Here is a 22,035-nt window from a genome sequence, read left to right as displayed (position 1 = left end):
GGCGGCACCGGCGACCCACCCGGACCGGGCTGCGGCGGCACCACCGGCGACGGACCGCCCGGACCAGGCTGCTGGGCGGGACCGGTCGCGGGCTCAGGCGGCTGCACACCCCAACTTTAGTAGCTTCCGCCCACTCCGGACCGTTGACCGCCACCTGCCCGAAATGGCGCCCGGGGGGATCATCGAGGGACGCCACATCACATGCATCGGCAGCGCAACACGAACCACCGGCTCACCTGGGATACGGTTTGAGCGCACACAGGAGGTGAGGCGGCGGTGGCGGATTCGGGTTCACGGATCGATCAGGCCGCTGCTCTGCACCGTCAGGCCGAGGCCGTCGCGGAGGCGGCCGGGGTCGCGCTGGAGTCGCAGGCGCCGGCCGTGGCCGATCCTCGGGAGCAGTATCGCCTTGCCGAGCGGCTGAAGGCGGCGGCGAACGAGTTGGCGCCGGGCTGGCTCGGGGCGACGCTGGACGCCCAGTCGCCGATCACCCCGCTGGGTGGGCCGCATCCGCCGCAGTTCGTCCGGGTCGGCACCGCGCAGCCGCTGGACGACGTGCGTTTCCCGGCGATCGTTCCGCTTCTCGGGGTGGGGCATCTGACGGTCGATCAGGATGCCCGGGATCAGCGTGTCTCGGGGCTGATCCGCAGTGTGCTGCTGCGCCTGCTGGCCACCGCTCCGGCCGGGTCGTTGCTGATCCGGGCGGTGGACGGCGCCGGGGGTGGCACCGTGTTCGCACCGTTCGCGGCGCTCGCCGACGCCGGGCTGATCTCGCCGCCGGCCACCGACCGCACCGGCCTGCGTGCCGTTCTGCACGAGGCGGAGCAGTGGTTGCGCCCGGTTCGCGGCAGCGCGATCCGGCGGGGCCGCCGGGACCGGACCATGTTGCTGGTCATCGCGGGCCTGCCGGAGTTGACCGACGGCGGCGAGCTGAACCGCATCGCCGCGCTGGCGCAGCAGGGCCCGGAGTCCGGTCTGCACCTGATCGTGGCCGGTTGGCCGCCGCCGCCGCTGACGCCGGACACCACCCAGCCGCCGTTGAAGCACGCCACCATGGTGTCGCTGCGTAATCCGTACGCGGTGGTCGGTGATCCGCCGGGCGGCACGTTCGGGTCGGCTCCCGGTGCGGTGTGGCTGAACGCGCCGGTCTTCCTCGACGAGGACCCGCCGCCGCACCTGGTGGAGGCGGTGTGTGAGGAGCTGGTCGCGGATTCCGCGGCGGCGTCCCGGGTGACGCTGCCGGATCTGCTGCCGGATCCGGGCGAGGAGCCGTGGAGCACCAGCGCCGCCGATTCGTTGACCACTCCGGTCGGGCACGACGGGGACACCCCGGTGGTGTTGCACTTCAACGACCTGACGCCACATTGGATGGTCGGCGGCCGGTCCGGTGCCGGCAAGACCGCCTTCCTGATCAACGTGCTGTACGGCCTGGGCGCCCGGTACGACCCGGACGAGCTGGCGCTGTACCTGCTCGACTTCAAGGAGGGCGTGTCGTTCGCGGAGTTCGTGCCGACGCAGCGGGACCGCACCTGGTTGCCGCACGCCCGGGCGGTCGGCGTGGAGTCGGACCGGGAGTACGGCCTGGCCGTGCTGCGCGAGCTGGACGAGGAGATGACCCGGCGGTCGATGGCCTACAAGCGGGCCGGGGTGACGAAGTTCGCGGATCTGCGGGCGGTGGCCGCCGAGGAGGGCCGGGGCCGGCCGATGCCGCGGGTGCTGTGTGTGATCGACGAGTTCCAGGTGCTGCTGGCCGGGAACGACGCGACGGCGAGCGAGGGCGTGGCGCTGCTGGAGTCGCTGGCCCGCAAGGGCCGCTCGTACGGCATCCATCTGATCCTGGCGAGCCAGACCGTGCTGGGCGTGGAGGCGCTGTACGCCAAGCGGGACTCGATTTTCGGCCAGTTCCCGGTGCGCATCGCGTTGCCGGGCGGCGGCGACGTGCTGGAGCCCACCAACGACTCCGCGGCGGGGCTTCCGCTGGGTACCGCCGTGGTGAACACCGCCGGTGGTCTGGGTGGTCCGCGGGGCGCGACCCGAGGTCACGAACGCACCGTACGTTTCCCCGATCCGCACGCGGACCGCACCGCGCTCAGTGACCTCCGGCATCGGCTCTGGGACGCCCGTGACCCGGAGGCCGTGCCGCCGCGCATCTTCGCCGGGTACGCCCACCAGCACCTGGCCGACGACCCGACGTACCGGGCAACGCTGGCCGGCCGCACCGGGCGCCCGGCCGCTCTGGTCGGCCGGGTGATCGACGTGAACCTGTCCACGGCCGCGTTTCCGTTGGACGCCTCCCCGGGACGGCATCTGGCAATCTTCGGTTCGCTGGCGACCGGGGCGCAGGTGCTGGACGCGGCCGCGCGCAGTGTCGCCGCGTTCCATCCGCCGCGGTCCACCCGGTTCGTCATCTCGTCGCTGGTCGCCGAGGGTGACGAGCTGGCCAAGGCGCTGGCCGTGGAGATCGCCCACTGGCAGGAGGTGGTGGAGGTGGACGCCGCCGGGCTGGCCGCGGAGCTGGATCTGGAGCGGCCGGGGTACCGGGTGGTGTTCGGCATGGACGCGGTGGCGCCCGGCGCTCTGCCGCTGTTGCGGCCGTTGCTGCGGGAGGGGCCGGGTCGGGGTGTGCACCTGTTGTCGTGGTGGCGGGGCCTGCGCCGGTTCACCGAGGAGACCGGCGGTTCGGCGGGCCGTGAGGACGTCGCCGGCCTGCTGTTCCTGAATGTGCCGCAGCAGGACGTGTCGCTGATGCTGGGCCGGCAGGTGGACTGGCAGCCGCGGCCGAACCGGGCGTTGCTGCACGACCGGCACACCGACCGGTCGGTGTCGCTGGTGCCGTTCGTGCAGCCGGAGAGCGACGAGACATGACCGCATCGGATCCGACCACGACCGGCGTGCCCGCGCAGGGCGGTCCGCCGCCGGCGCCTCCGCCGGACGGGCCGTGGGGCGACTACCTGGGCGCCGCGCAGCAGCTCGACGCGATCCGCCGGGCGGCGACCGTGGCCACCGGCGAGCATTCCGCGACCGTGCAGGCGGCGCAGCAGGAACTGGCGGCGGTACGGGCCCGGCTGGCACCGCAGCGGGCCCGGCTGGTGCGCGATTTCGGCGTACCCGAGGATGCTTTGTTCCCGCAGGACGCGGAGCGGCAGCTGGCCGCGCAGACGGTGGCCGGCGGTCCGGCGGCCACGCTGGCGGCGCTGCGGCAGACCCGGGGTACGGCGGACGCCGCGGACGCGGCCATGTTGGGGCCGGCCACGCGGGCCGCGCAGTGGCGGCCGTGGGCCCGCAACCTGCTGGTGTACGGACCGTTCGCGGCCGCGGTGCTGCTCGTGCAGATCGTGCTCTACCTGGTGGCGCCATCCGGCTCGCTGCCGACGTACGCGCTGCTGTGCGGGCTCAGCATGCCGGTGCTGGCGTTCGGGCTGGGCTGGCTGACGATCGGGTTCGTGTACGGCGGCGGCCCGGAGAAGCTCGACCGGACGCCGATCGTGGGCGTGATCGCCTGTGCGACCCCGGTGCTGTTGACCTGCATGGGCGTGGGTCTGCTGGCGTTCATCCGCTGAGCATGCCCGGCGACGGCGAGCGTGGACGCTGAGGAGGGAGGGAGTCAGCTATGGCAAGTGTGGAAGAGGTCAAGGCCAACGTCGCGGCGTCGGTGGACGGCACGCAGCGCGCGGTGACCGGGATCCAGCAGGTGTCGGATCAGATGGACGACGCGCTGGCGCTGTTGCGGCTCACCGCGATCGGCTCGCTGCATCCGTCGGTGGCGGCCGCCATCGCGCAGCTGGAGCAGGCCCGGATGCGGCTGGACGAGGCGGCCACGCTGGCCCGCAGCGCGATGGACAGCGCGGACACGTACCGCATGATCGTCTGACCCTGGGGTCAGCGTGCGTTGATCAGCGCCATCGCCTCGGCGCGGACCTTGCCGTCTTTCTGGAAGGCGCCGCGGACCGCGGACGTCACCGTGCGCGCGCCGACCTTGCGGATGCCGCGCATCTCCATGCACAGGTGGGCGCACTCCAGCACCACGATCACGCCGCGGGCGCCGAGCCGTTCCATCAGCAGGTCGGCGATCTGGGAGGTGAGGCGTTCCTGCACCTGGGGGCGGCGGGCGTACACCTCGACGAGGCGGGCCAGCTTGGACAGGCCGGTGATCCGGCCGTCGGTGCCAGGGATGTAGCCGATGTGCGCGTGACCGGTGAACGGCAGCAGGTGGTGCTCGCACATGCTCATCACTTCGATGTCGCGGACCAGCACGAGTTCCTCGTGGTTGGCCTCGAACGTGGTGGTGAGCACCTTGGCGGGTTCGACGCGCAGGCCGGCGAAGAGTTCGGCGTAGGCGCGGGCCACCCGGGTCGGGGTGCGTTGCAGACCGTCGCGGTCCGGGTCCTCACCGATGGCGATGAGGATCTCCCGGACCGCTTTCTCGATGCGGGCCAGGTCGACGGCCTGCTCCACCGGGGCACCGGTGAGCTTGCCGTCGACCAGCCGAGCGGCGAGGTAGTCGATGGCCTCGTCGGAGTCTTCCGGCTCCGTCGCGCTGCCGTCGATGGTGGTCAGTGTCCGCTCTCTCCGTTGCTGCTGGGGCCGGCCGAGTTGGTGCTCGCCGCCGCGCCGCCGACCGCGACCTGTCCGTCCGCCTCGGCCTGGGCCTTGAGCGCGGTCTGTTCGGCCGGGGTGAGTACCGGCGGTGCGGAGGACGGCAGCCGCTTGCCGAAGCCGTTGAACGGGGCCATCGGCGGACGCTTCTGCACCCGGGCGCAGATCCGGTTCATGTCGTCCTGGGTGATGGTCTCCTTCTCCATCAGCTCCAGCACCATGTCGTCCAGCACGTCGCGGTACTCGACCAGGATCTCCCAGGCCTCGTCGTGGGCCAGCTCGATGAGCGCCCGGACCTCGGAGTCGATGTCCGCTGCGACCGAGTCGGAGTAGTCCTTCTCGTGGCCCATGTTGCGGCCCATGAACGGCTCGTCGCCGCTGGTGCCGTACTTGACGGCGCCCAGCTTGGAGCTCATGCCGTACTGGGTGACCATGGCGCGGGCCAGGCCGGACGCCTTCTCGATGTCGTTGCCGGCGCCGGTGGTGGGCTCGTGGAAGACGAGTTCCTCGGCGGCCCGGCCACCCAGGGCGTACGCCAGGGTGTCGATCATCTCGGCCCGGGTCTGGGTGTACTTGTCCTCGGTGGGCAGCACCAGGGTGTGCCCGAGCGACCGGCCGCGCGGCAGGATCGTCACCTTGTGCACCGGGGCGGAGTGCGGCAGCGCGTACGCCACCAGCGCGTGACCACCCTCGTGGTACGCGGTGATCTTCTTTTCCTTGTCGCTCATCGCCCGGGTGCGGCGCTCCGGGCCGGCGATGACCCGGTCGATGGCTTCCTCGAGGAAGTAGTTCGAGATCGCCCGCTTCTCGTTCCGGGCGGTCAGCAGCGCGGCTTCGTTGATCACGTTGGCCAGGTCGGCACCCGAGAATCCGGGGGTCCGGCGGGCCACCGAGTCGAGGTCGACGTCCGGCGTGAACGGCTTGCCCTTGGCGTGCACCCGCAGGATGGCCTTGCGACCCTCCATGTCCGGGTTGTCCACCGGGATCTGCCGGTCGAACCGGCCCGGGCGCAGCAGTGCCGGGTCGAGGATGTCCGGCCGGTTGGTGGCCGCGATCAGGATGACGCCGCCCTTGGTGTCGAAGCCGTCCATCTCGACCAGCAGCTGGTTGAGCGTCTGCTCGCGCTCGTCGTGACCGCCGCCCATGCCGGCACCACGGTGCCGGCCGACCGCGTCGATCTCGTCGACGAACACGATCGCCGGGGCGTTCGCCTTGGCCTGCTCGAACAGGTCACGGACCCGGCTCGCGCCGACACCGACGAACATCTCCACGAAGTCCGAGCCGGAGATCGAGTAGAACGGCACTCCGGCCTCGCCGGCGACGGCCCGGGCCAGCAGCGTCTTACCCGTACCGGGCTGGCCGAACAGCAGCACGCCCTTCGGGATCTTGGCGCCGAGGGCCTGGTACTTCGCCGGGTTCTGCAGGAAGTCCTTGATCTCGTGCAGCTCCTGGACGGCCTCGTCGGCGCCCGCCACGTCGGCGAACGTCGTCTTCGGCATGTCCTTGGTGAGCATCTTCGCCTTGGACTTGCCGAAGTTGAGCACGCGGGAGCCGCCGCCCTGCATCTGCGACATGAACAGCAGCAGCAGGATGACGAGGATCGCGATCGGCAGGAGGTTGACGAGCAGGCTCAGCAGGATGCTGTCCCCGGACACCGTCGAGTTGTAGGTGCCGGTGATCCGGCCGGCGGTCTTCGCCTGCTGGACCGCAGCCAGGATCTGGTTGCTGGCCTCGTACGGATACTGGGTCTCGATCTTGTCGGTCGTCTTGCCGTTGAACCGTTCCGGCGAGGCGAGGTCCAGCTGGAGCGTCTGCTCCTTGTCTTTGATCAGTGCCTTCTCGATGCCGGCCTGGTTGAGGCGTTCGAGGGCGACAGAAGTATCTACTCGCTGGTAGCTCGGACCACTGGTGAAGAAGGAGCTCAGCGCAATGGCGCCGATGATCACCAGAATGATCCAGACCACCGGGCGGCGGAAGAAACGCGTACGTTCCATACTGTTGTCGGGCGCCAACGCGCCCGGACCCTCCTGATCGGCGTCCTGGTCACCTGGGTACCGCGTTACGCGGGGTCGCCGCCACCGCGGCTGCCGATTCGGGTTACCGCTGACCGTGCCGGCAAACCTCACCGACCCGGCCGATCCCGATCCAGCACCTCCGGCGCTTGTGACACACTGCGCCATCGGTCACTCGACGGTACACCGTGCGTGCCGCTCACCAACCTGTGAGCCCGCCAGGAGGACCGGAGAAGGTCATCCGCCAGTCGGGACGAAGTCGGACAAAGGGTTGATGACTGTGAAGAAGCTGGGAAAGCCGTTCAGCTACGGGCGTACACGTCGGGCTTGAGTACGCCGACGTAGGGCAGCTCGCGGTACCGCTCGGCGAAGTCCAGCCCGTATCCCACCACGAACTCGTTGGGGATGTCGAAGCCCACGTAACGCACCGGAACCGTCACCTTGACCGCCTCCGGCTTGCGCAGCAGCGCCACCACCTCCACGCTGGCCGGCGACCGGGACTGCAGGTACTTCATCAGCCAGGACAGCGTGAGACCGGAGTCGACGATGTCCTCCACCACCAGCACGTGCCGGCCGGCGATGTCCCGGTCCAGGTCCTTGAGGATGCGCACCACGCCGGACGAGGACGTGCCCTGCCCGTACGACGAGACGGCCATGAACTCCATCTCGGTCGAGGGTCCGTAGCGGCCCATCGCCCGGGCGAAGTCGGCCATGAACATCACCGCGCCCTTGAGGACGCAGACCAGCAGCAGACCCCCCTCGACGTCGGCGTGGTCGGCCGAGACCTGCTTGGCCAGCTCGGCGGTTTTGTCCCGGATCTGCTCCTCGGAGATGATCACGCGGTCGATGTCGGCGTCGTACCAGGAGCCCTCAGCCATGGGGCTAAGCCTGCCGTATCCGTCCGCCGCCCGTCGGGCCGGGGGCTGCGGTCAGTGGCCGTTGATTACCCGTAAATGGGCGTGATCCACCCCTTCGTGGCGACCGTGCGTGACAACTGTCACAGCTACACCCGGACGAGTTCCCCCGCGCGGCGGGCCACCGCGATGCCGCCGGGCAGCATCGTCGGTCCCTGGCCGTGCCAGTCGGTGACCAGCGCGTCGAGCGCGGCCACGTGCCGGTGCGACAGGGCACCGCCGGGTGCGCCCAGCTCGCGGGCCCAGGCGTGCAGGGCCCGGGTACGTACCCCGTCCGGCGCCTCGGCCAGGCGCGGCACCGACAGGCCGGCCGGGGTGCGCGCCGCGGCCAGCACCGAGCCGGTCAGCGCCTCCAGCGCCGCGTTGTCCGCGGCCACCAGCGCGGCCGTCCGGGCCAGATTCGCCACCACGCCGTCACCCAGCGCGGCGACCAGCGCGGGCAGGGCGGCGGCGCGGACCCGGGAACGGGCGTACACCGGGTCGGTGTTGTGCGGATCGTCCCAGGGCACCAGGCCGAGCGCCGCGCACGCCTTGCGGGTGTCTGCGCGGCTCACGTCCAGCAGCGGCCGCAGGTAGCGGCCCCGGCGCGGCGGCATCCCGGCCAGACCGCGCGGACCGGCGCCGCGGGCGAGCGCCAGCAGGACGGTCTCGGCCTGGTCGTCGCGGGTGTGCCCGAGCAGGATCGCGGCGGCGTGGTGCCGGTCCGCGGCAGCGTCCAGGGCGGCGTAGCGTGCGGTCCGGGCGGCGGCCTCGGGACCCCCGGGCAGCCCCGCGACGTCGACCGTCGCCACCTCGGCCGGCCCGAGTCCCGCCGCGGTGGCCCAGGCGACGACCGCCTCGGCCCGGTGCGCCGAACCCGCCTGCAGGCCGTGGTCGACGGTGACGAGCCCGGCCCGCAGGCCCCGGCGGGGTGCCTCGAACGCGGTCGCCTCGGCGAGTGCCAGCGAATCGGCACCGCCGGAACACGCCACCAGCAGCAGCGAGCCGGCCGGCACCCGGGTCAGCGACGCGCGCACCGCACGCCGCACCGACGACACCGGCTCCGGCAGGCGGACCATAGGAGGGGTACGGACGTCAGCCGACGGACGGGATCGGGCCCACCGCCCCGTGCACCCGGGTCACCCACGCGTCCGGGTCGCCCAGCTCGTCCAGCCGGGGCAGCGTCAGCGGGGAGCTGAAGACCTGGTTGAAGCCGTCCATCCCGACCCGCTCGACCACACCGTGCACGAACTTGCGGCCCTCCGCGTACTGCCGCATCTTGACCTCGATGCCGAGCAGCCGCCGGATCGCCTTCTCCAGCGGGTTGCCGCTCTCGCGGCGCTGGTTGAACTTGGCCCGGATGGAGTCCACGGTCGGGATCACCTCCGGTCCGACGCCGTCCATGACGAACTCGGCATGCCCCTCGAGCAGCGTCATCAGCGCGGTGAGGCGGTCCAGCACGGCCTTCTGCCCCGGGGTCTGCACGATGTCCAGCACCGACGAGCGGCTGTCCGGGTCGCGGACCGCGTCGGAGAGCGTGGCCACGCCGCGGCGCAGCCGTTCCAGGATGTGCTCGCCACCGCTCTGCGAGGCGTCCACGAACGCCTGCACCTCGCCGAGGAAGTAGCCGCGCATCCACGGCACCGCGGTGAACTGGGTGCGGTGGGTGACCTCGTGCAGGCAGACCCAGAGGCGGAAGTCGCGCGGATCCGCGTTGATCTTGCGTTCCACCTCGACGATGTTGGGCGCGTTGAGCAGCAGCTGGCCCGGGTCGCCGGAGAACACCTCGTACTGCCCGAGAACCCGGCCGGACAGGTACGCCAGGATGGTGCCGGCCTGCACGCCGGTCACCCGGGAGCCGATCGCCTCGGTCAGCGCGCCCGGCTGCTTGTCCCCGGAGAGCCGGCTGACCAGCGGGCCGATGACCTGCTTGAGCCCGGCGATGTTGACCGCGGCCCAGTCCTTGCGGTCCACCACCCGCACCGGCGGGACGTCGACCTGGGAGACCAGACCGGTGTACGCGGCCACGTGCCCGGCCGCCTCCTCGGTCAGCTCGCGCAGGTCCGCGACCACCGCCGTGGCCTCTTCGTAGGACACCGCGGGGCCGGATTTCGACAGCGCGCCCGCGGTGGCGGCGGCCAGATCCCAGTCAACGAACTGCGCCATGCGTCGACAGTACCCGCGGGCCACCAGCGCGCGACCCCGGTGAAAACCCGGAGATCAGCAGCCGCAGGCGGCGAGCCGGGCGACGATCCGGTCCAGCGCCTGCCGCGCCGCGGGCGTACCTCCGGTCCGGTCCGCCAGGATCGCGAAGATCAACAACCGGCCGTCCCGGGTGACCAGCGCCCCGGAGATGGCATTGACGCCGTTCAGCGAGCCGGTCTTGGCCCGCACGATGCCCCGGCCCACCTGGTTGGGCGCCGGCGTGGCGAACCGGGTGCGCAGCGTCCCGGACCAGCCGGCCACCGGCAGTCCGCTGAACACCCGGCTGAGCACCGGCTGACGCCCGCCCGCCGCGAGCACCAGCAGATCGGTGAGCAGCGACGGGGTGAGCGCGTTGCGGCGGGACAGGCCGCTGGCGTCGGCCAGCTGGGCCTCCGCGACCGGGAGCCCCAGCTCGGCGAGCTTGCCGAGCATCGCCGCGGCCGCCGCCTGGAACGACGCCGGCTGCCCGGCGGCGAGCGCCACCTGCCGGCCGAGTGCCTCGGCGATCACGTTGTCGCTCTGCTCCAGCATCCAGTCGACCAGGTGCACCAGCGGTGGCGACTGCACCCGGCCCAACTCGGTGCCGGGCGCCGGCGCGCCCGGGGCGGCGGACGGATCCGCGGCGGACGGATCGGCGACCGTCGCCGGAGCGGTAGCGCGGCGCACCGGCCCGGACACCCCGAGCTGGGCGGCGAACGCCCGGCCGGCCGCGAGCGCCGGATCCCGGTAGCGCGGGTCGCCGCCCACCTCGTTGTGCACCGGCCGGATCCGGCCGGCGTTGGTCATCAGCGACTGGATCCGCGCCACCTGGCCCTCCGGCGAGATGACTCCGGCGGTCCACCCGGGCCCGGTCTCCGGCCCGGTGAACAACGACGTGTCGATCAGCACCCGGGTCGGCGCCGCGCCGCCCAGCGCCTTCTTCACCTGCCCGGCCAGCCGGTCCAGGCGGGCCGCGCCGGGGAACTGCGCCTTGCCGTTCACCGCCAGCGTCGGATCACCGCCACCGATCAGCACCACCTCGCCGGGCTGGGCACCGGCCACCACCCGGGTGGTGAGCCGGTAGGCCGGTCCGCGGGCGGCCAGCACGGTGGCGGCGGTGACCAGCTTGGTGGTCGAGGCGGGCGTGGTGCGAACGTCCGGGCCGCGCTCGTACAGGGCCTCGCCGGTGGCCGCGTCGCGCACCGAGATGCGCACCTGGGCGCCCAGTGCGGGCCCGCCGACCAGGGGCGCGAGCGCCGCGGTGACCGCGGCCGAACTGGGCGGGACACCGGCGTCGGCGTTCGCGGCGGCGAGCACCGGCGTCGGCGTGGGCTCGGGCGACGACGCCACGGTGGGCGCGGTGGTCGGTTCGCCGGCCAGCCAGCCGTCGACCGGCCCGGGCCGGGCCACCAGGGTCGCGGTGACCGCGACGGCGAGCAGGACCGGAGCCACGATCAATCCGGTACGGAGTTTCCGGGACGGTCCCGCCGCCACGACCGGGTGATCGGTGGCCGGGCCCGCCACGTCGCCGCCGGGCGGAACCGCGGCGCGGGCTTCCGGCGGCGGGCTCACCCGTTCGGGGACACTCACCCGTCCGTGGGCGACCGGGACCGGCGACTGCGGGGCGGACCTGGGCGCCTCCGGAGCGGCAACGGCCGGTTTCGGCGCCGGGGCGGTCGGCCGAGGCGCGGGACCGGGCACCGCAGGCGGCGTCGGAGCAGGACCGGCCGGCGCAGGGCTTTCCGCGGCCGGACCACCCACCGCAGGCTGCCCGGGCGCCGGACCAGGCAGCGAAGGCTTTTCGGCAGCCGGGCCGGGCGACGCAGGCCGCGCTGGAGCCGCAGCGGTCGACGCAGGCTGCTCGGGAGCCGGAGCGGGCGGCGCAGACGGCTCCGCAGCGGGCGGCGCAGACGGCTCCGCAGCGGGACCGGGCGCTGCGGGCGGGGCCGGAACCGGCTCGGGCGATCGGGCCGGAACGGACGCCCGGCCCCGGGACGCGCCCGGGTCGTTCTGTGAGTCTTGCCTCCCCACGCGCCCCTCCTCGCCTGCCGCACCCGACTTAGGGGAGACTACTGACATCCCGCACATCGCTGCGCGCGGATTCGGTGGGGCTCTCGCGCTCCGCTCCGCCGCCACTGTGACCGGGTTGACGAGGCGGGGCTAACAGAGGAGCAAATCATGGATTTCGACGTCTTGGTTGAGATCCCCAAGGGCCAGCGGAACAAGTACGAGGTCGACCACAAGACCGGCCGGATCCGGTTGGACCGGACGCTCTTCACCGCCACGCAGTACCCGGCGGACTACGGGTTCATCGAGGGCACCCTCGGCCAGGACGGCGACCCGCTGGACGCGCTCGTGCTGATCCAGGAGCCGACGTTCCCCGGCTGCCTGGTACGCGCCCGCGCCATCGGCATGTACCGGATGACCGACGAGAAGGGCCGCGACGACAAGGTCCTCTGCGTGCCCTACGAGGACCCCCGCCAGGAGCACCTGCGCGACATCCACCACCTGGGTGAGTTCGACCGGATGGAGATCCAGCACTTCTTCACGGTCTACAAGGACCTGGAGCCGGGCAAGTCGGTCGAGGGTGCCACCTGGACCGGTCGCGTCGAGGCGGAGGACGAGATCCGGGCCTCGTTCAAGCGCGCCGAGGCTCTCGAGCACCACGACGGGGCGCACTGATCCGGCCGGCCGGCGTCACAGGCTGATGTCGCCGACCGCGCGGTACAGCCCGGCCACCGCGCAGGCCACCGGGATCACCGAGATCACGACGAGCGTGTCCAGCAGGTCGGCGGCCCGGCCCAGGTAGGGCGAAGGCGGCTTGCGCGAGTACGTCGCGCCGGCCGCCACGGTCGCCAGCGCCAGCAGGAAACCGCCCGCGGTCACCGCCAGCAGCAGCCCGGCGTCCGCGCCGCGCAGCAGGTCGACGCCGAGCACCGTGACCCCGGCCAGCCCGCCGCCGATCAGCGGCACCCGCTGGCGCACCGTGACGAACAGGCGCGACCGCAGCAGCAGCGCGGCCGCGGACACCCCGATCAGCATCTGGGCCGACCAGCCGGTCGCGGTGGACAGCACGCCGAAGGCGGCGGCGGACAGCACCGCGTGTCCCAGCAGCATGCCGGCCAGCAGTTCCTCGGTCCGGGTCACCGCCGCGAAGACGGTCGCCCGGTCGGGGCGTTCCCGGGCCGCGTCCAGCGCCCCCGACGGTGCGCTGGTGAAGTCCTCGGCCGCGCCACCGGTCGGCAACGTGACCGGCGGCGTGGGCATCCGGCCGAACCGGATCGCCAGCAACGGCAGCACCCCGATGCCGCAGACCAGGAGCGAGGCCAGCACCGCCGCCGCGCCGGCGGCCGTGGTCAGCATGCTGACCAGCGCGGTCACCGCGCCCAGCAGGCCCACCGTCACCCCGGCCGCGAAGATCCGCAGCCCGGCCGCCACGCCGATCCCGCCGAGCACCGCGACCAGCAGCACCGCCACCGAGCCGGCGAGCAGCTCCGGGCCGCCCACCCAGGGCAGCGGGCCGAACACTCCGACCCGGTCGCCCGCGTCCGGGGCGATCAGGACCGCGCCGCCGGCGAACGCGTACGGCATCGCGCTGGCGCCGAGCGCGGCGCCGGCCCGGGCGTCGCCGTACGCCCGGGAAGCGGTCACCGCGCAGAGCGTGAGCAGCAGTCCGGCGCCGAGGCCCACCGCGGCCGCCGCGGGCCAGGCCGGGCCGGTGGTCAGGATCGCGATCAGGCCGAGCGCCAGCAGCACCGCACCGGACAGCAGCGTGGCGGTCCGGGTGGAGTCGGGCGTCCAGACCGAGCCGCGGCGGGCGCCTTCCGCGATGGCCTCGACCACGTCGTCGTACTCGAGTTCCGGCCAGTCCTGGCGGGCCGGCACCAGGTGCAGCACCTCGCCGTCCCGCACCCCCTGCGGGAACAGGCCCTGGCCGGTGGCCAGCGCCGCGCCGTCGGTACGCCGCAGCAGCCAGCCGCCGTGTTTCTCGCCGTCGTCGGCCAGCCCTTCGCCCGCGTGCCGCAGCACCTCGGGCAGCAGCTCGGCGAGCGGCACGTGCTCGGGCAGCGCGACGTCGACCCGGCGCTGCGGGGCGCTGATCGTGACGCGTGCCAACCCGACACTCATGACCTGACCCATCGACGAAGACGAGGCTGCGGGAACGGGGGCACTTTACCTACCATGGGCCGGCGTGCGGGGCCCCGATGGACGGGGCGGGCGGGAGCGGCGGCATGAGTACGGTGGTGATCAAGCGGTCCGCCCGGCGCCCCGCCCCGGAGATCCCGACCGGCGAGCTGGCCGTCGACGCACCTCCGGAGATCCCGCAGGAGAGCAGCCGCCGGTGGCAGCAGGCGGTGATGGTGCTGCCCATGCTGGGTGGCTCGGTCGCCATGGCGATGATGATGGGCAACGGGCGCAGCGGCCCGTTCTCCTATGTGGTCGGCGGCCTGTTCGGCATCTCGTCGCTGGCCATGCTGGCCACCTCGTTCGGCGCCAACGGCTCACCGAAGAAGGCCGAGATGATGGCCGCCCGCCGGGAGTACCTGCGCCATCTGGCCACGCTCCGCCGCCGGGTCCGGGAGACGGCGAACGCACAGCGCGCCGGCCTGGCCTACCGCCATCCCGACCCGAGCCGCCTGTGGTCCACCGCGACCAGCCACCGGGTCTGGGAGCGCCGTCCCGCGGATGCCGACTTCGGCGTGGTCCGGCTGGGCGTGGGGCCGCAGACGCTGGCCACCCCGCTGGTCCCGCCGGTGACCCGGCCGCTGGAGGACCTGGAACCGATGACCGCGGGTGCGCTGCGGCGGTTCCTGGACGCGTACTCGGTGGTGCCGGACCTTCCGGTGGCCGTCTCCCTGCGCGGCTTCGCCCGGGTCTTCCTGCGCGGCCCGGAGGCGGACGCCCGCGCGCTGACCCGGGCGGTGCTGACCCAGCTCGCCGTGTTCCACGCCCCGGACGACCTGATCGTCGCGGTCTGCGCCGGGTCCGGCCGCCGGCCGATGTGGGAGTGGGTCAAGTGGCTGCCGCACAACCTGCACCCGTCCCGCACCGACGCGCTCGGCCCGGTCCGGCTGGTGGCCAGCTCCGGACCGGATCTGGAGAAGCTGCTCGAGGACGTGATCGGCAACCGGCCCCGGTTCAACCCGGCCGGCGGGAGCGGCACCGGGCCGCACGTGGTCATCGTGCTGGACGGTGCCGACCTCAAGGGCGCCACCCAACTGGACGACGGCATCGACGGCGTCACGGTGCTCGACCTCGACGAACAGCCGCCGCGCCTGCTGGACCGGTCGCTGCTGGTGCTCCAGGTACAGCACACCGGCGGGCGGACGGCGCTGCACACGTACGCGATGGAGCACGCCGCGGACGTGGGTACGCCGGACCGGCTCGGCGAGGCGGAGGCGGAGGCCGTCGCGCGCCGGCTGGCCCCGCTGCGCCTGGCCGCGGTCAGCCGGTCGGTGGACACCCCGCTCGCCGCCGAGCTGGGCCTCGGTGAGCTGCTCGGCATCGCCGATCTGGAGTCGTTCAGCGTGACCCAGAGCTGGCTGCCCCGGCCCAACCGGGACCGGCTGCGGGTGCCGATCGGCGTGGGCGCCGACGGCGGCGCCGTCGAGTTGGACCTCAAGGAGTCGGCCCAGGACGGCATGGGCCCGCACGGCCTGCTGATCGGCGCGACCGGCTCCGGCAAGTCCGAGCTGCTGCGTACGCTGGTGCTCGCGCTCGCCGCCACCCACTCGTCCGAGACGCTCAACTTCGTCCTGGTCGACTTCAAGGGCGGCGCGACGTTCTCCTCGCTGGACCGGCTGCCGCACACCGCAGCGGTGATCACCAACCTGGCCGACGAGCTGCCGCTGGTCGACCGGATGGTGGACGCGATCGACGGCGAGCTGATCCGCCGCCAGGAGGTGCTGCGCAAGGCGGGCAACTACGCCAGCCTGCGGGACTACGAGAAGGCCCGGACCGGCGGGGCCGCGCTGCCGCCGCTGCCGTCGCTGCTGGTGATCTGCGACGAGTTCTCCGAGCTGCTCTCCGCCAAGCCGGACTTCATCGACCTGTTCGTCCAGATCGGACGGCTCGGCCGCTCGCTCGGGGTGCACCTGCTGCTGGCCAGTCAGCGGCTGGAGGAGGGCCGGCTGCGCGGGCTGGACACCCACCTGTCGTACCGGATCGGTCTGCGCACGTTCTCCGCCCTGGAGTCGCGGGCGGTGCTGGGTGTCCCGGACGCGTACGAACTGCCCCGCTCCCCCGGCCACGGCTACCTCAAGTTCGGCACCGAGCCGCTGGTGCGGTTCAAGGCAGCGTACGTCTCCGGGGCGTACCGCCGGCCCGGCAACCGCGGCGCCGGGGCCGACGGCGAACTCGTGGCCCCGCAGATACTCGGGTACTCGACGCACTACGTGCCGGCGCCGGAGCCGGTCCGCCCGGCGCAGCCCGGTCCGGCCGAGACCCCGGACGGCGACAGCATGCTGGACGTCATCGTGGCCCGGCTGGCCGGTCAGGGCCCGCCCGCGCACCAGGTGTGGCTGCCGCCGCTGCACCAGTCCGCCGCGCTGGACGACCTGCTCGGCCCGGTGGTGACCGATCCGGTCCGCGGCCTCACCTTCGCCAACCCGGAGCTGCACGGTGCGCTGCAGGTGCCGATCGCGCTCATCGACAAGCCCCGCGAACAGCTCCGTGACGTGATGTGGCTACAGCTGGGCGGCTCCGCCGGGCATGTGGCGCTGGCCGGCGGCACGCTCAGCGGCAAGTCCACCGCGCTGCGCACCCTGGTCTGCGGGCTGGCGCTGACCCACACCCCGGCCGAGGTGCAGGTCTACTGCCTGGACTTCGGCGGCGGCTCGCTCGGCGTGCTGCGCGATCTGCCCCATGTCGGCGGCGTGGCCGGGCGGCTGGACACCGTCGGTGTGCGGCGCACGATCGGCGAGATCATGACCCTGTTGACCCAGCGCGAGCAGCGGTTCGCCGACCTGGGTGTCGACTCGATGGCCTCGTACCGGCGGCGCCGGGCCAACGCGGCCGGGTTGCGCGGCACCGATCCCGACCCGTTCGGCGACGTGTTCCTGGTGGTGGACGGCTGGGCCACGCTCCGCAAGGAGTTCGAGGAGCTGGAGCCGGCGATCACCGACATCGCCACCCGGGGCCTGTCCTACGGCATCCACGTGGTGGCCGCGTCCACCCGGTGGATGGACTTCCGGCCGGCGATCCGGGACCTGTTCGGCTCCCGGCTGGAACTGCGCCTCGGCGACCCGAGCGACTCGATGGTCAACCGGCGGTCGGCGGTCGGTGTGCCGGAGAAGCCGGGCCGGGGCCTGGTGGAGCACCCCACGGACAAGAACAAGAGCCTGCACCTGCTCACCGTGCGACCCGAGCTGACCACGCTGGGCGGCACCGCCGAGCTGGTCAAGTCCGTGGTTGCCGGCTGGAACGGGGCGCCGGCGCCGCGGGTGCGCCTGCTGCCGCCGTCGCTGCCGTACCCGGACATGGACCTGGACCGCTCCACCGGCCTGCGCCTGCCGATCGGCATCTCCGAGGCCGACCTTCAGCCCGTGGAGATCGACTTCGCGACCGACCCGCACTTCCTGCTCTTCGGCGACGCCGAGTGCGGCAAGTCGTCGTTCCTGCGCGCGCTGGCCAGCACGGTGATGCGGCGCTTCGCGCCGGAGGAGGCCCGGCTCATCCTGGTCGACTACCGGCGCAGCCTGATGGACCTGCCGGAGAGCGAACACCGCATCGGGTACGGCATCCAGGCGCAGAAGACGCTCGACCTGATGGAGTCGGTGGCCGGGTACATGGAACGCCGCCTGCCCGGCCCCGACGTCACCGCGCAGCAGCTGCGGGACCGCTCCTGGTGGACCGGGCCGGAGCTGTTCGTGCTGGTCGACGACTACGACCTGGTGGCGGCCGGCCCGACCAACCCGCTGCAGCCGCTGCTCGAGTACCTTCCCCAGGCCCGCGACGTCGGGCTGCATCTGATCGTCACCCGACGTGCCGGCGGCGCCAGCCGCTCGTTGTACGAACCGGTCATCCAGCGCCTGCGCGAGTTGTCGTCGCCGGGGCTGATCATGTCCGGCCCGGGCGACGAGGGCGCCCTCATCGGCCCGGTGAAACCCACGCCGTTGCCGCCGGGCCGGGGACGCCTGATCACCAGACGCGAGGGGGTACGCCTGATTCAGCTCGCACACCTGCCGCCGTACTGAACCGCGTACGCCGCGGGTCGGTGTCTTCATGGGCAATTCGGACAGTCAGCCGCACTTAGCGTGCGATCCACATCGACGGATCCCCGCAACAACCGCAAGATTCGGAGTAATCTCCCACCATCGACCGCCCATCGCCAGAATGGTCAGCCGTCCAGTGAGCGCATCGAGCAGAGCATCCGAGGCCCGTACCGGCCCGCGCGCATGCGCGCCCGGGCCCGTCGTCGGCGGTCTCCCGCGTGGCGGTGCCCCTTGGTGAACGCCCCCCGGCTCACCCTGCGGCTCTGCGCCGTCGCACTCGCCGGCCTCGTCGCCGCCGGCACCTGCGCCGCCCCCGCCTACGCGGCACCCCGCCCGCTGACCGCCGACGTCGTACGCGCCGAGCAGTGGCACCTCAAGACGCTGAACGTGGCCGGCGCCTGGACCCACACCACCGGCGCCGGCGTCACGGTCGCGGTGATCGACTCCGGCGTCGACGCCAAGCACGCCGATCTGCAGGGCCAGGTGCTGCCCGGCCTCGACCTGGTGGAGGCACGCGGCGACGCGGAAACCGACCTCGTCGGCCACGGCACCACGGTGGCCGCGCTGATCGCCGGCAAGGACGACGAATCCGGCGTGGTGGGTATCGCCCCCAAGGCGAAGATCCTCCCGGTACGGGTGCTGGACCAGGAGAACCGGTACGACGACGCGATGATCGTCGCCAAGGGTGTGCGCTGGGCCGTCGACCACGGCGCCCGCGTGGTCAACCTGTCCCTCGGCGGCAGCGGCAGCAGCCCGGCCCTGGCCGCGGCCCTGGACTACGCGTTCGCCAAGGACGTCGTCGTGGTCGCCTGCACCGGCAACGCCAACGCCTCGAATTCCGGCGGTGTCTGGTATCCGGCCCGCGAGCCGGGCGTGATCGCCGTGGCCGGCATGGAACGCGCCGGCGACGCGCTCTGGTCCGGCTCGATCACCGGCAAGGAGACCGTGGTGACCGCCCCGGCAACCCAGCTGGTCGGTGCGCGGCCGTCGGGCTACTGGCGGGTCCAGGGCACCAGCTTCGCGGCACCCATGGTCTCCGGCGTGGCCGCGCTGATCCGGGCGCGCTGGCCCACCATGCCCGCGGGCGAGGTGGTCAACCGCATCATCAAGACCGCCAAGGACCGCGGCCCGGACGGCCGCGACACCCAGTACGGCTACGGCCTGGTCGACCCCACCGGCGCACTGAACGCCGAGGTCCCGGGCGTGGTGACGAACCCGCTGGACACGGCGCCACCGCCGGGCATCGCCCGGTTCGGCAGCGCACCGGTGTCCGGCGAGGCCCAGGGCGCGCCGGCCAATGTCAAGGGCGGCACGGTCGGGGCCCAGGTGCCGGGAGCGAATGCGGGCTGGGCGGTCAGCGCCGGGCAGGACGAGTCGTCCTCGACGTCCGGGCGGTGGTGGGTGGCGGCCGGGCTGTTGCTGGTGTCCGGGCTGGTCGGGCTGATCACGGTGCGCCGCTTCGCGCACATCACCTGACGCCGCCAGGATCGGAGCGCGCGAAAGCCGCCGTCCGGGGGCATCCGCGCGCTTCGGTGGCACACCACGGTGGGCGCATAACGACGCTGGTGTGCCAGTGGAGCGCTCCAGTGGAGCGAAACCGCATCGGCGGGCGTGTTCGCCCTGGGTGTGGACAGGCGTCAGGCGCAGTCGCCGGTGCGCACTCCCCGGGTGCGCTGGATGCCCTGCTGCGCCGCCGTGGAAGCCTCGTTCGCGGTCACCGCGAACCCGACGTTCCGATCGTCCGCCGCGGCCGCGAAGATCACCCCCAGCACCCGCCCGTTCGGCGCCACCAGCGGCCCGCCCGAGTTGCCGCTCCGCACCAGCGCACGGATCGTGTAAATCTCCCGCTTCACCGCCTGGCCGGAGTTGTAGATGTCCGGCCCGCTGATCCGGCTGACCTCACGCACCCGGGCCTCCTGCGCGTTGTACGGCCCGTCCAGCGGGAAGCCCAGCACCACCGCGTTCGCGCCGCTGGCCGCGGGCCTCTCCACGAACCGCATCACCGGCGCCCGCAGCCCGGGCACGTAGATGACCGCCAGATCCCGCCGCGGGTCGTAGACGACCACGGTGCCGTCGAGGCGGCCCTCGTCCGTCTCGATCTGGACGTCCCGCGTGCCCGCGACCACGTGCGCGTTGGTCATCACCCGCTCGTCGGAGTACACGAAGCCCGAGCCTTCGATGCGCCGCGAGCAGCTCGGCGCGGTGCCGAGCACCTTGAGCACCGAACGTTTCGAGTTGCGCACCACCGGCGAGCGCGCCAGCTTCGGGTCGGGCTTCGCGACCTCGCGGGCCCGGGTGGGCGCCAGGCCGCCGAACACGTCCGGGAAGCCGTTGGTGTCGAGCGTGGTGCGCAGCGCCGCGGAGAGCGCCTGCGCCTGCTGCGGCATCAGCTGGTTGATGCCGCCGAGCAGGGCGCTGTTGCGTACCTCGCGGTTGAGCCAGGGCATCGAGGACGACCCCAGCGGTACGGCCACCAGCCACGCCACCAGCAGCACCGCGACCAGCGACACCACGGCTCCACCGGCGTCGTCGAGGCGCTGCAGCGGCTTGCTCACGATGGCGTGCCGCAGCCGGGTGCCGAACCAGCCGGCCAGCGTCTGCCCGAGCACCGCCAGCGCGAAGATCGACACCAGCGAGACGACCACCCGGATCGCGCCGTCCGCGAACTGGTTGGCGATCAGCGGGCCGACCTGCAGGCCGATGAGCGCACCGCTGAAGAAGCCGCCGAAGGACAGCGCACCGATGACGAAACCCTGCCGGTAGCCGCTGATCGCGAAGACCAGCATGAGCAGGATCATTATCCCATCGACCACGGGCACCAACTCAGCGTAGAAGGGACCGGCCAGCAGTTCACGGCACCACCTCGTCCGGCCCACCGCCGCGGGCGGCCGGCACCGGTGCCGCCGCCTCCGGTAGTTCCTCCAGCCGGCCCGGAGCCCACGGCCGACTCCACCCCGCCAGGTCCAGCAGCACCGAGATCACGCCGGCCGTGAAGCCCCAGACCAGCATGTCCCGGACCCGGAACGCGGGGCCGACCCAGCCGCTCGGGTGGCGTACCCGCAGGCGGTTGTCCGGGTCGACCAGCTCGGCCACCGGCAACCGTTCCACCCGGGCCACCTCGGCGGGCTGGCACGGGTGTACCGGATGCGGCGCGTGCCACCAGGCCAGCACCGGCGTCACCACGAACGAGCTGACCGGGATCCACAGCTCCGGCAGCCGGGTCAGGACGGTCGCGCTGGACTTCTCGAGACCGACCTCCTCGCTGGCCTCGCGCAACGCGGTGGCGGCCGGGTCGGGATCGCCCGGGTCGGCCGCCCCGCCCGGGAACGCGGGCTGGCCGGCGTGGTTGCGCATGGTGGCGGCCCGCTGCAGCACCAGCAGGTCGGGCTCGCCGGGACGGTCCTCGCCGAGCAGCACGAGCACGGCGCTCGCCCGTCCCCCGGTGGCCGGCGGGCGCAGCGGCGTGAAGTCCTCGGTGCGTACCGACGCGACCCGGCCGAGGAGCGGGTCGAACCACGACGGCAGGCCGTCCGGGCGCGGCGGTGTCACGGCGTCACCGTCACGCCGGCGTGGGTGCGCACCGATGCGGCGAGGCGCGCCTCGTCGAGCGGCAGCGGGTCCACGTGTCGCCGGCCGGCCGCGTCCAGGAAGACCGTGACCGGCAGCAGCGGCTGCCCGAGCGCGGCGGCCAGTTTCCGTTCCCGGTCGTAGAGCGTCGGCAGCGTGACGTTCTTGGCGGCGCCGAACGAGGCGGCCGCGTCGCGGGCGTCGCCGGTGTTGACGCTCAGCACGGTGAGCCGCCCGGTCGTCGCGTCGGCGAGGCGCTGCATGGCCGGCAGTTCCTCGCGGCACGGCCCGCACCAGGACGCCCAGAAGTTGATCACGGCGGGCCCGCGCAGCGCGGCGAGCTTGACCGGCTGCTCGCCGGTGAAGCACGGCAGGGCGAGGTCGGGCAGGTCGGCGGGGCCCACCGGCCCGGACGACGCGGCCGACGGGGGCGCGGCCAGGGCGGCGCAGTCGGCGAAGGGCGACTCCGGCGCGGCCGTAACCGATCCCGGCTCCGGCTCCGCGCTGCAGGCGGCCGCCACCATCATCATCACTGGCACGGTAAGCCACTGCGCCAAGCGCACCGCCGCC

General features: G+C 73.0%; 16 protein-coding genes. 6 read left to right on the top strand and 10 right to left on the bottom strand.

Going from position 1 to position 22,035, the window contains the following annotated elements; genetic code table 11:
- Positions 1-276: 276 nt before the first annotated feature.
- The 3 genes from LDL48_RS23770 to LDL48_RS23760 are packed head-to-tail and all read left to right on the top strand — an operon-like array spanning position 277 to position 3,871.
- The gene (locus tag LDL48_RS23770; RefSeq protein ID WP_225257412.1) at positions 277-2,865 is read left to right on the top strand and encodes an FtsK/SpoIIIE domain-containing protein; all 2,589 of its coding nucleotides are present in this window, start codon (positions 277-279) and stop codon (positions 2,863-2,865) included.
- Positions 2,862-3,560: a hypothetical protein gene (locus tag LDL48_RS23765; protein ID WP_225257411.1), complete on the top strand. Its 699-nt coding sequence runs from the start codon at positions 2,862-2,864 to the stop codon at positions 3,558-3,560. Before LDL48_RS23770 ends, LDL48_RS23765 begins: the two co-directional genes overlap by 4 nt.
- Positions 3,561-3,610: 50 nt before the next feature.
- Entirely contained in the window at positions 3,611-3,871 is a 261-nt protein-coding gene (locus LDL48_RS23760; RefSeq protein WP_225257410.1) for a hypothetical protein, read from the top strand.
- Between the two features lie 8 nt (positions 3,872-3,879).
- Here the strand turns inward: LDL48_RS23760 and folE are convergent, their stop codons facing one another.
- The 6 genes from folE to dacB all read right to left on the bottom strand — a co-directional run bounded on the left by folE (position 3,880) and on the right by dacB (position 11,275).
- Positions 3,880-4,506 (bottom strand): GTP cyclohydrolase I FolE, encoded by a 627-nt coding sequence (folE, locus tag LDL48_RS23755; RefSeq protein WP_372472190.1) that lies wholly within the window; start codon positions 4,504-4,506, stop codon positions 3,880-3,882.
- A 47-nt stretch (positions 4,507-4,553) separates the two neighbouring features.
- Positions 4,554-6,590, bottom strand: a complete 2,037-nt coding sequence (gene ftsH, locus LDL48_RS23750; RefSeq protein WP_225257409.1) for an ATP-dependent zinc metalloprotease FtsH — start codon at positions 6,588-6,590, stop codon at positions 4,554-4,556.
- Between the two features lie 320 nt (positions 6,591-6,910).
- On the bottom strand, positions 6,911-7,486 hold the full coding sequence (hpt, locus tag LDL48_RS23745) for a hypoxanthine phosphoribosyltransferase (protein ID WP_225257408.1): 576 nt from the start codon (positions 7,484-7,486) through the stop codon (positions 6,911-6,913).
- 125 nt (positions 7,487-7,611) lie between these two features.
- Positions 7,612-8,580 carry a tRNA lysidine(34) synthetase TilS gene (gene tilS / locus LDL48_RS23740; RefSeq protein WP_225257407.1) on the bottom strand — a complete coding sequence of 323 codons (969 nt, stop codon included), beginning with the start codon at positions 8,578-8,580 and terminating at the stop codon, positions 7,612-7,614.
- Positions 8,581-8,596: 16 nt separating this feature from the next.
- Positions 8,597-9,667 carry an Rv3626c family coenzyme F420 biosynthesis-associated protein gene (locus LDL48_RS23735; protein WP_225257406.1) on the bottom strand — a complete coding sequence of 357 codons (1,071 nt, stop codon included), beginning with the start codon at positions 9,665-9,667 and terminating at the stop codon, positions 8,597-8,599.
- Positions 9,668-9,721: 54 nt separating this feature from the next.
- On the bottom strand, positions 9,722-11,275 hold the full coding sequence (dacB, locus tag LDL48_RS23730; protein ID WP_225257405.1) for a D-alanyl-D-alanine carboxypeptidase/D-alanyl-D-alanine endopeptidase: 1,554 nt from the start codon (positions 11,273-11,275) through the stop codon (positions 9,722-9,724).
- A gap of 588 nt (positions 11,276-11,863) precedes the next feature.
- On the opposite strand from dacB, the gene LDL48_RS23725 reads away from it, so the two are divergent.
- Positions 11,864-12,367, top strand: a complete 504-nt coding sequence (locus tag LDL48_RS23725) for an inorganic diphosphatase (protein ID WP_225257404.1) — start codon at positions 11,864-11,866, stop codon at positions 12,365-12,367.
- A gap of 15 nt (positions 12,368-12,382) precedes the next feature.
- Here LDL48_RS23725 and eccD read toward each other — a convergent pair whose 3' ends face one another.
- On the bottom strand, positions 12,383-13,813 hold the full coding sequence (eccD, locus tag LDL48_RS23720) for a type VII secretion integral membrane protein EccD (RefSeq protein WP_225257403.1): 1,431 nt from the start codon (positions 13,811-13,813) through the stop codon (positions 12,383-12,385).
- Between the two features lie 104 nt (positions 13,814-13,917).
- Here eccD and eccCa point away from each other — a divergent pair, with 104 nt between their 5' ends.
- Both eccCa and mycP read left to right on the top strand, forming a co-directional pair.
- The gene (gene eccCa, locus LDL48_RS23715; RefSeq protein WP_225257402.1) at positions 13,918-17,880 is read left to right on the top strand and encodes a type VII secretion protein EccCa; all 3,963 of its coding nucleotides are present in this window, start codon (positions 13,918-13,920) and stop codon (positions 17,878-17,880) included.
- A gap of 201 nt (positions 17,881-18,081) precedes the next feature.
- Positions 18,082-19,374 carry a type VII secretion-associated serine protease mycosin gene (gene mycP, locus LDL48_RS23710; RefSeq protein WP_225257401.1) on the top strand — a complete coding sequence of 431 codons (1,293 nt, stop codon included), beginning with the start codon at positions 18,082-18,084 and terminating at the stop codon, positions 19,372-19,374.
- Positions 19,375-19,535: 161 nt separating this feature from the next.
- Here mycP and LDL48_RS23705 read toward each other — a convergent pair whose 3' ends face one another.
- The 3 genes from LDL48_RS23705 to LDL48_RS23695 are packed head-to-tail and all read right to left on the bottom strand — an operon-like array spanning position 19,536 to position 21,995.
- The gene (locus LDL48_RS23705) at positions 19,536-20,717 is read right to left on the bottom strand and encodes a MarP family serine protease (protein ID WP_225257400.1); all 1,182 of its coding nucleotides are present in this window, start codon (positions 20,715-20,717) and stop codon (positions 19,536-19,538) included.
- 31 nt (positions 20,718-20,748) lie between these two features.
- A complete protein-coding gene (locus tag LDL48_RS23700; RefSeq protein ID WP_225257399.1) occupies positions 20,749-21,447 on the bottom strand; it encodes an NUDIX hydrolase in 699 nt (232 codons plus the stop codon).
- Positions 21,444-21,995, bottom strand: a complete 552-nt coding sequence (locus tag LDL48_RS23695; RefSeq protein WP_225257398.1) for a TlpA family protein disulfide reductase — start codon at positions 21,993-21,995, stop codon at positions 21,444-21,446. Before LDL48_RS23695 ends, LDL48_RS23700 begins: the two co-directional genes overlap by 4 nt.
- Between the last annotated feature and the right edge of the window lie 40 nt (positions 21,996-22,035).

This window comes from Jidongwangia harbinensis (genome assembly GCF_020216025.1).
In the GTDB taxonomy this organism is placed as follows: domain Bacteria; phylum Actinomycetota; class Actinomycetes; order Mycobacteriales; family Micromonosporaceae; genus Actinoplanes; species Actinoplanes harbinensis.
The sequence above is the reverse complement of the archived record's forward strand: the minus strand, read 5'-3'. Positions and strand labels throughout refer to the sequence as shown.

What these genes read in the sequence shown, in the direction of transcription:
- LDL48_RS23765 (WP_225257411.1), top strand. Translation starts at nt 2,862, where the DNA reads ATGACCGCATCGGATCCGACCACGACCGGCGTGCCCGCGCAGGGCGGT.
- LDL48_RS23760 (WP_225257410.1), top strand. Translation starts at nt 3,611, where the DNA reads ATGGCAAGTGTGGAAGAGGTCAAGGCCAACGTCGCGGCGTCGGTGGAC.
- ftsH (WP_225257409.1), bottom strand. Translation starts at nt 6,590, where the DNA reads ATGGAACGTACGCGTTTCTTCCGCCGCCCGGTGGTCTGGATCATTCTG.
- hpt (WP_225257408.1), bottom strand. Translation starts at nt 7,486, where the DNA reads ATGGCTGAGGGCTCCTGGTACGACGCCGACATCGACCGCGTGATCATC.
- tilS (WP_225257407.1), bottom strand. Translation starts at nt 8,580, where the DNA reads ATGGTCCGCCTGCCGGAGCCGGTGTCGTCGGTGCGGCGTGCGGTGCGC.
- LDL48_RS23735 (WP_225257406.1), bottom strand. Translation starts at nt 9,667, where the DNA reads ATGGCGCAGTTCGTTGACTGGGATCTGGCCGCCGCCACCGCGGGCGCG.
- LDL48_RS23725 (WP_225257404.1), top strand. Translation starts at nt 11,864, where the DNA reads ATGGATTTCGACGTCTTGGTTGAGATCCCCAAGGGCCAGCGGAACAAG.
- eccD (WP_225257403.1), bottom strand. Translation starts at nt 13,813, where the DNA reads ATGAGTGTCGGGTTGGCACGCGTCACGATCAGCGCCCCGCAGCGCCGG.
- eccCa (WP_225257402.1), top strand. Translation starts at nt 13,918, where the DNA reads ATGAGTACGGTGGTGATCAAGCGGTCCGCCCGGCGCCCCGCCCCGGAG.
- mycP (WP_225257401.1), top strand. Translation starts at nt 18,082, where the DNA reads ATGCGCGCCCGGGCCCGTCGTCGGCGGTCTCCCGCGTGGCGGTGCCCC.
- LDL48_RS23695 (WP_225257398.1), bottom strand. Translation starts at nt 21,995, where the DNA reads ATGATGATGGTGGCGGCCGCCTGCAGCGCGGAGCCGGAGCCGGGATCG.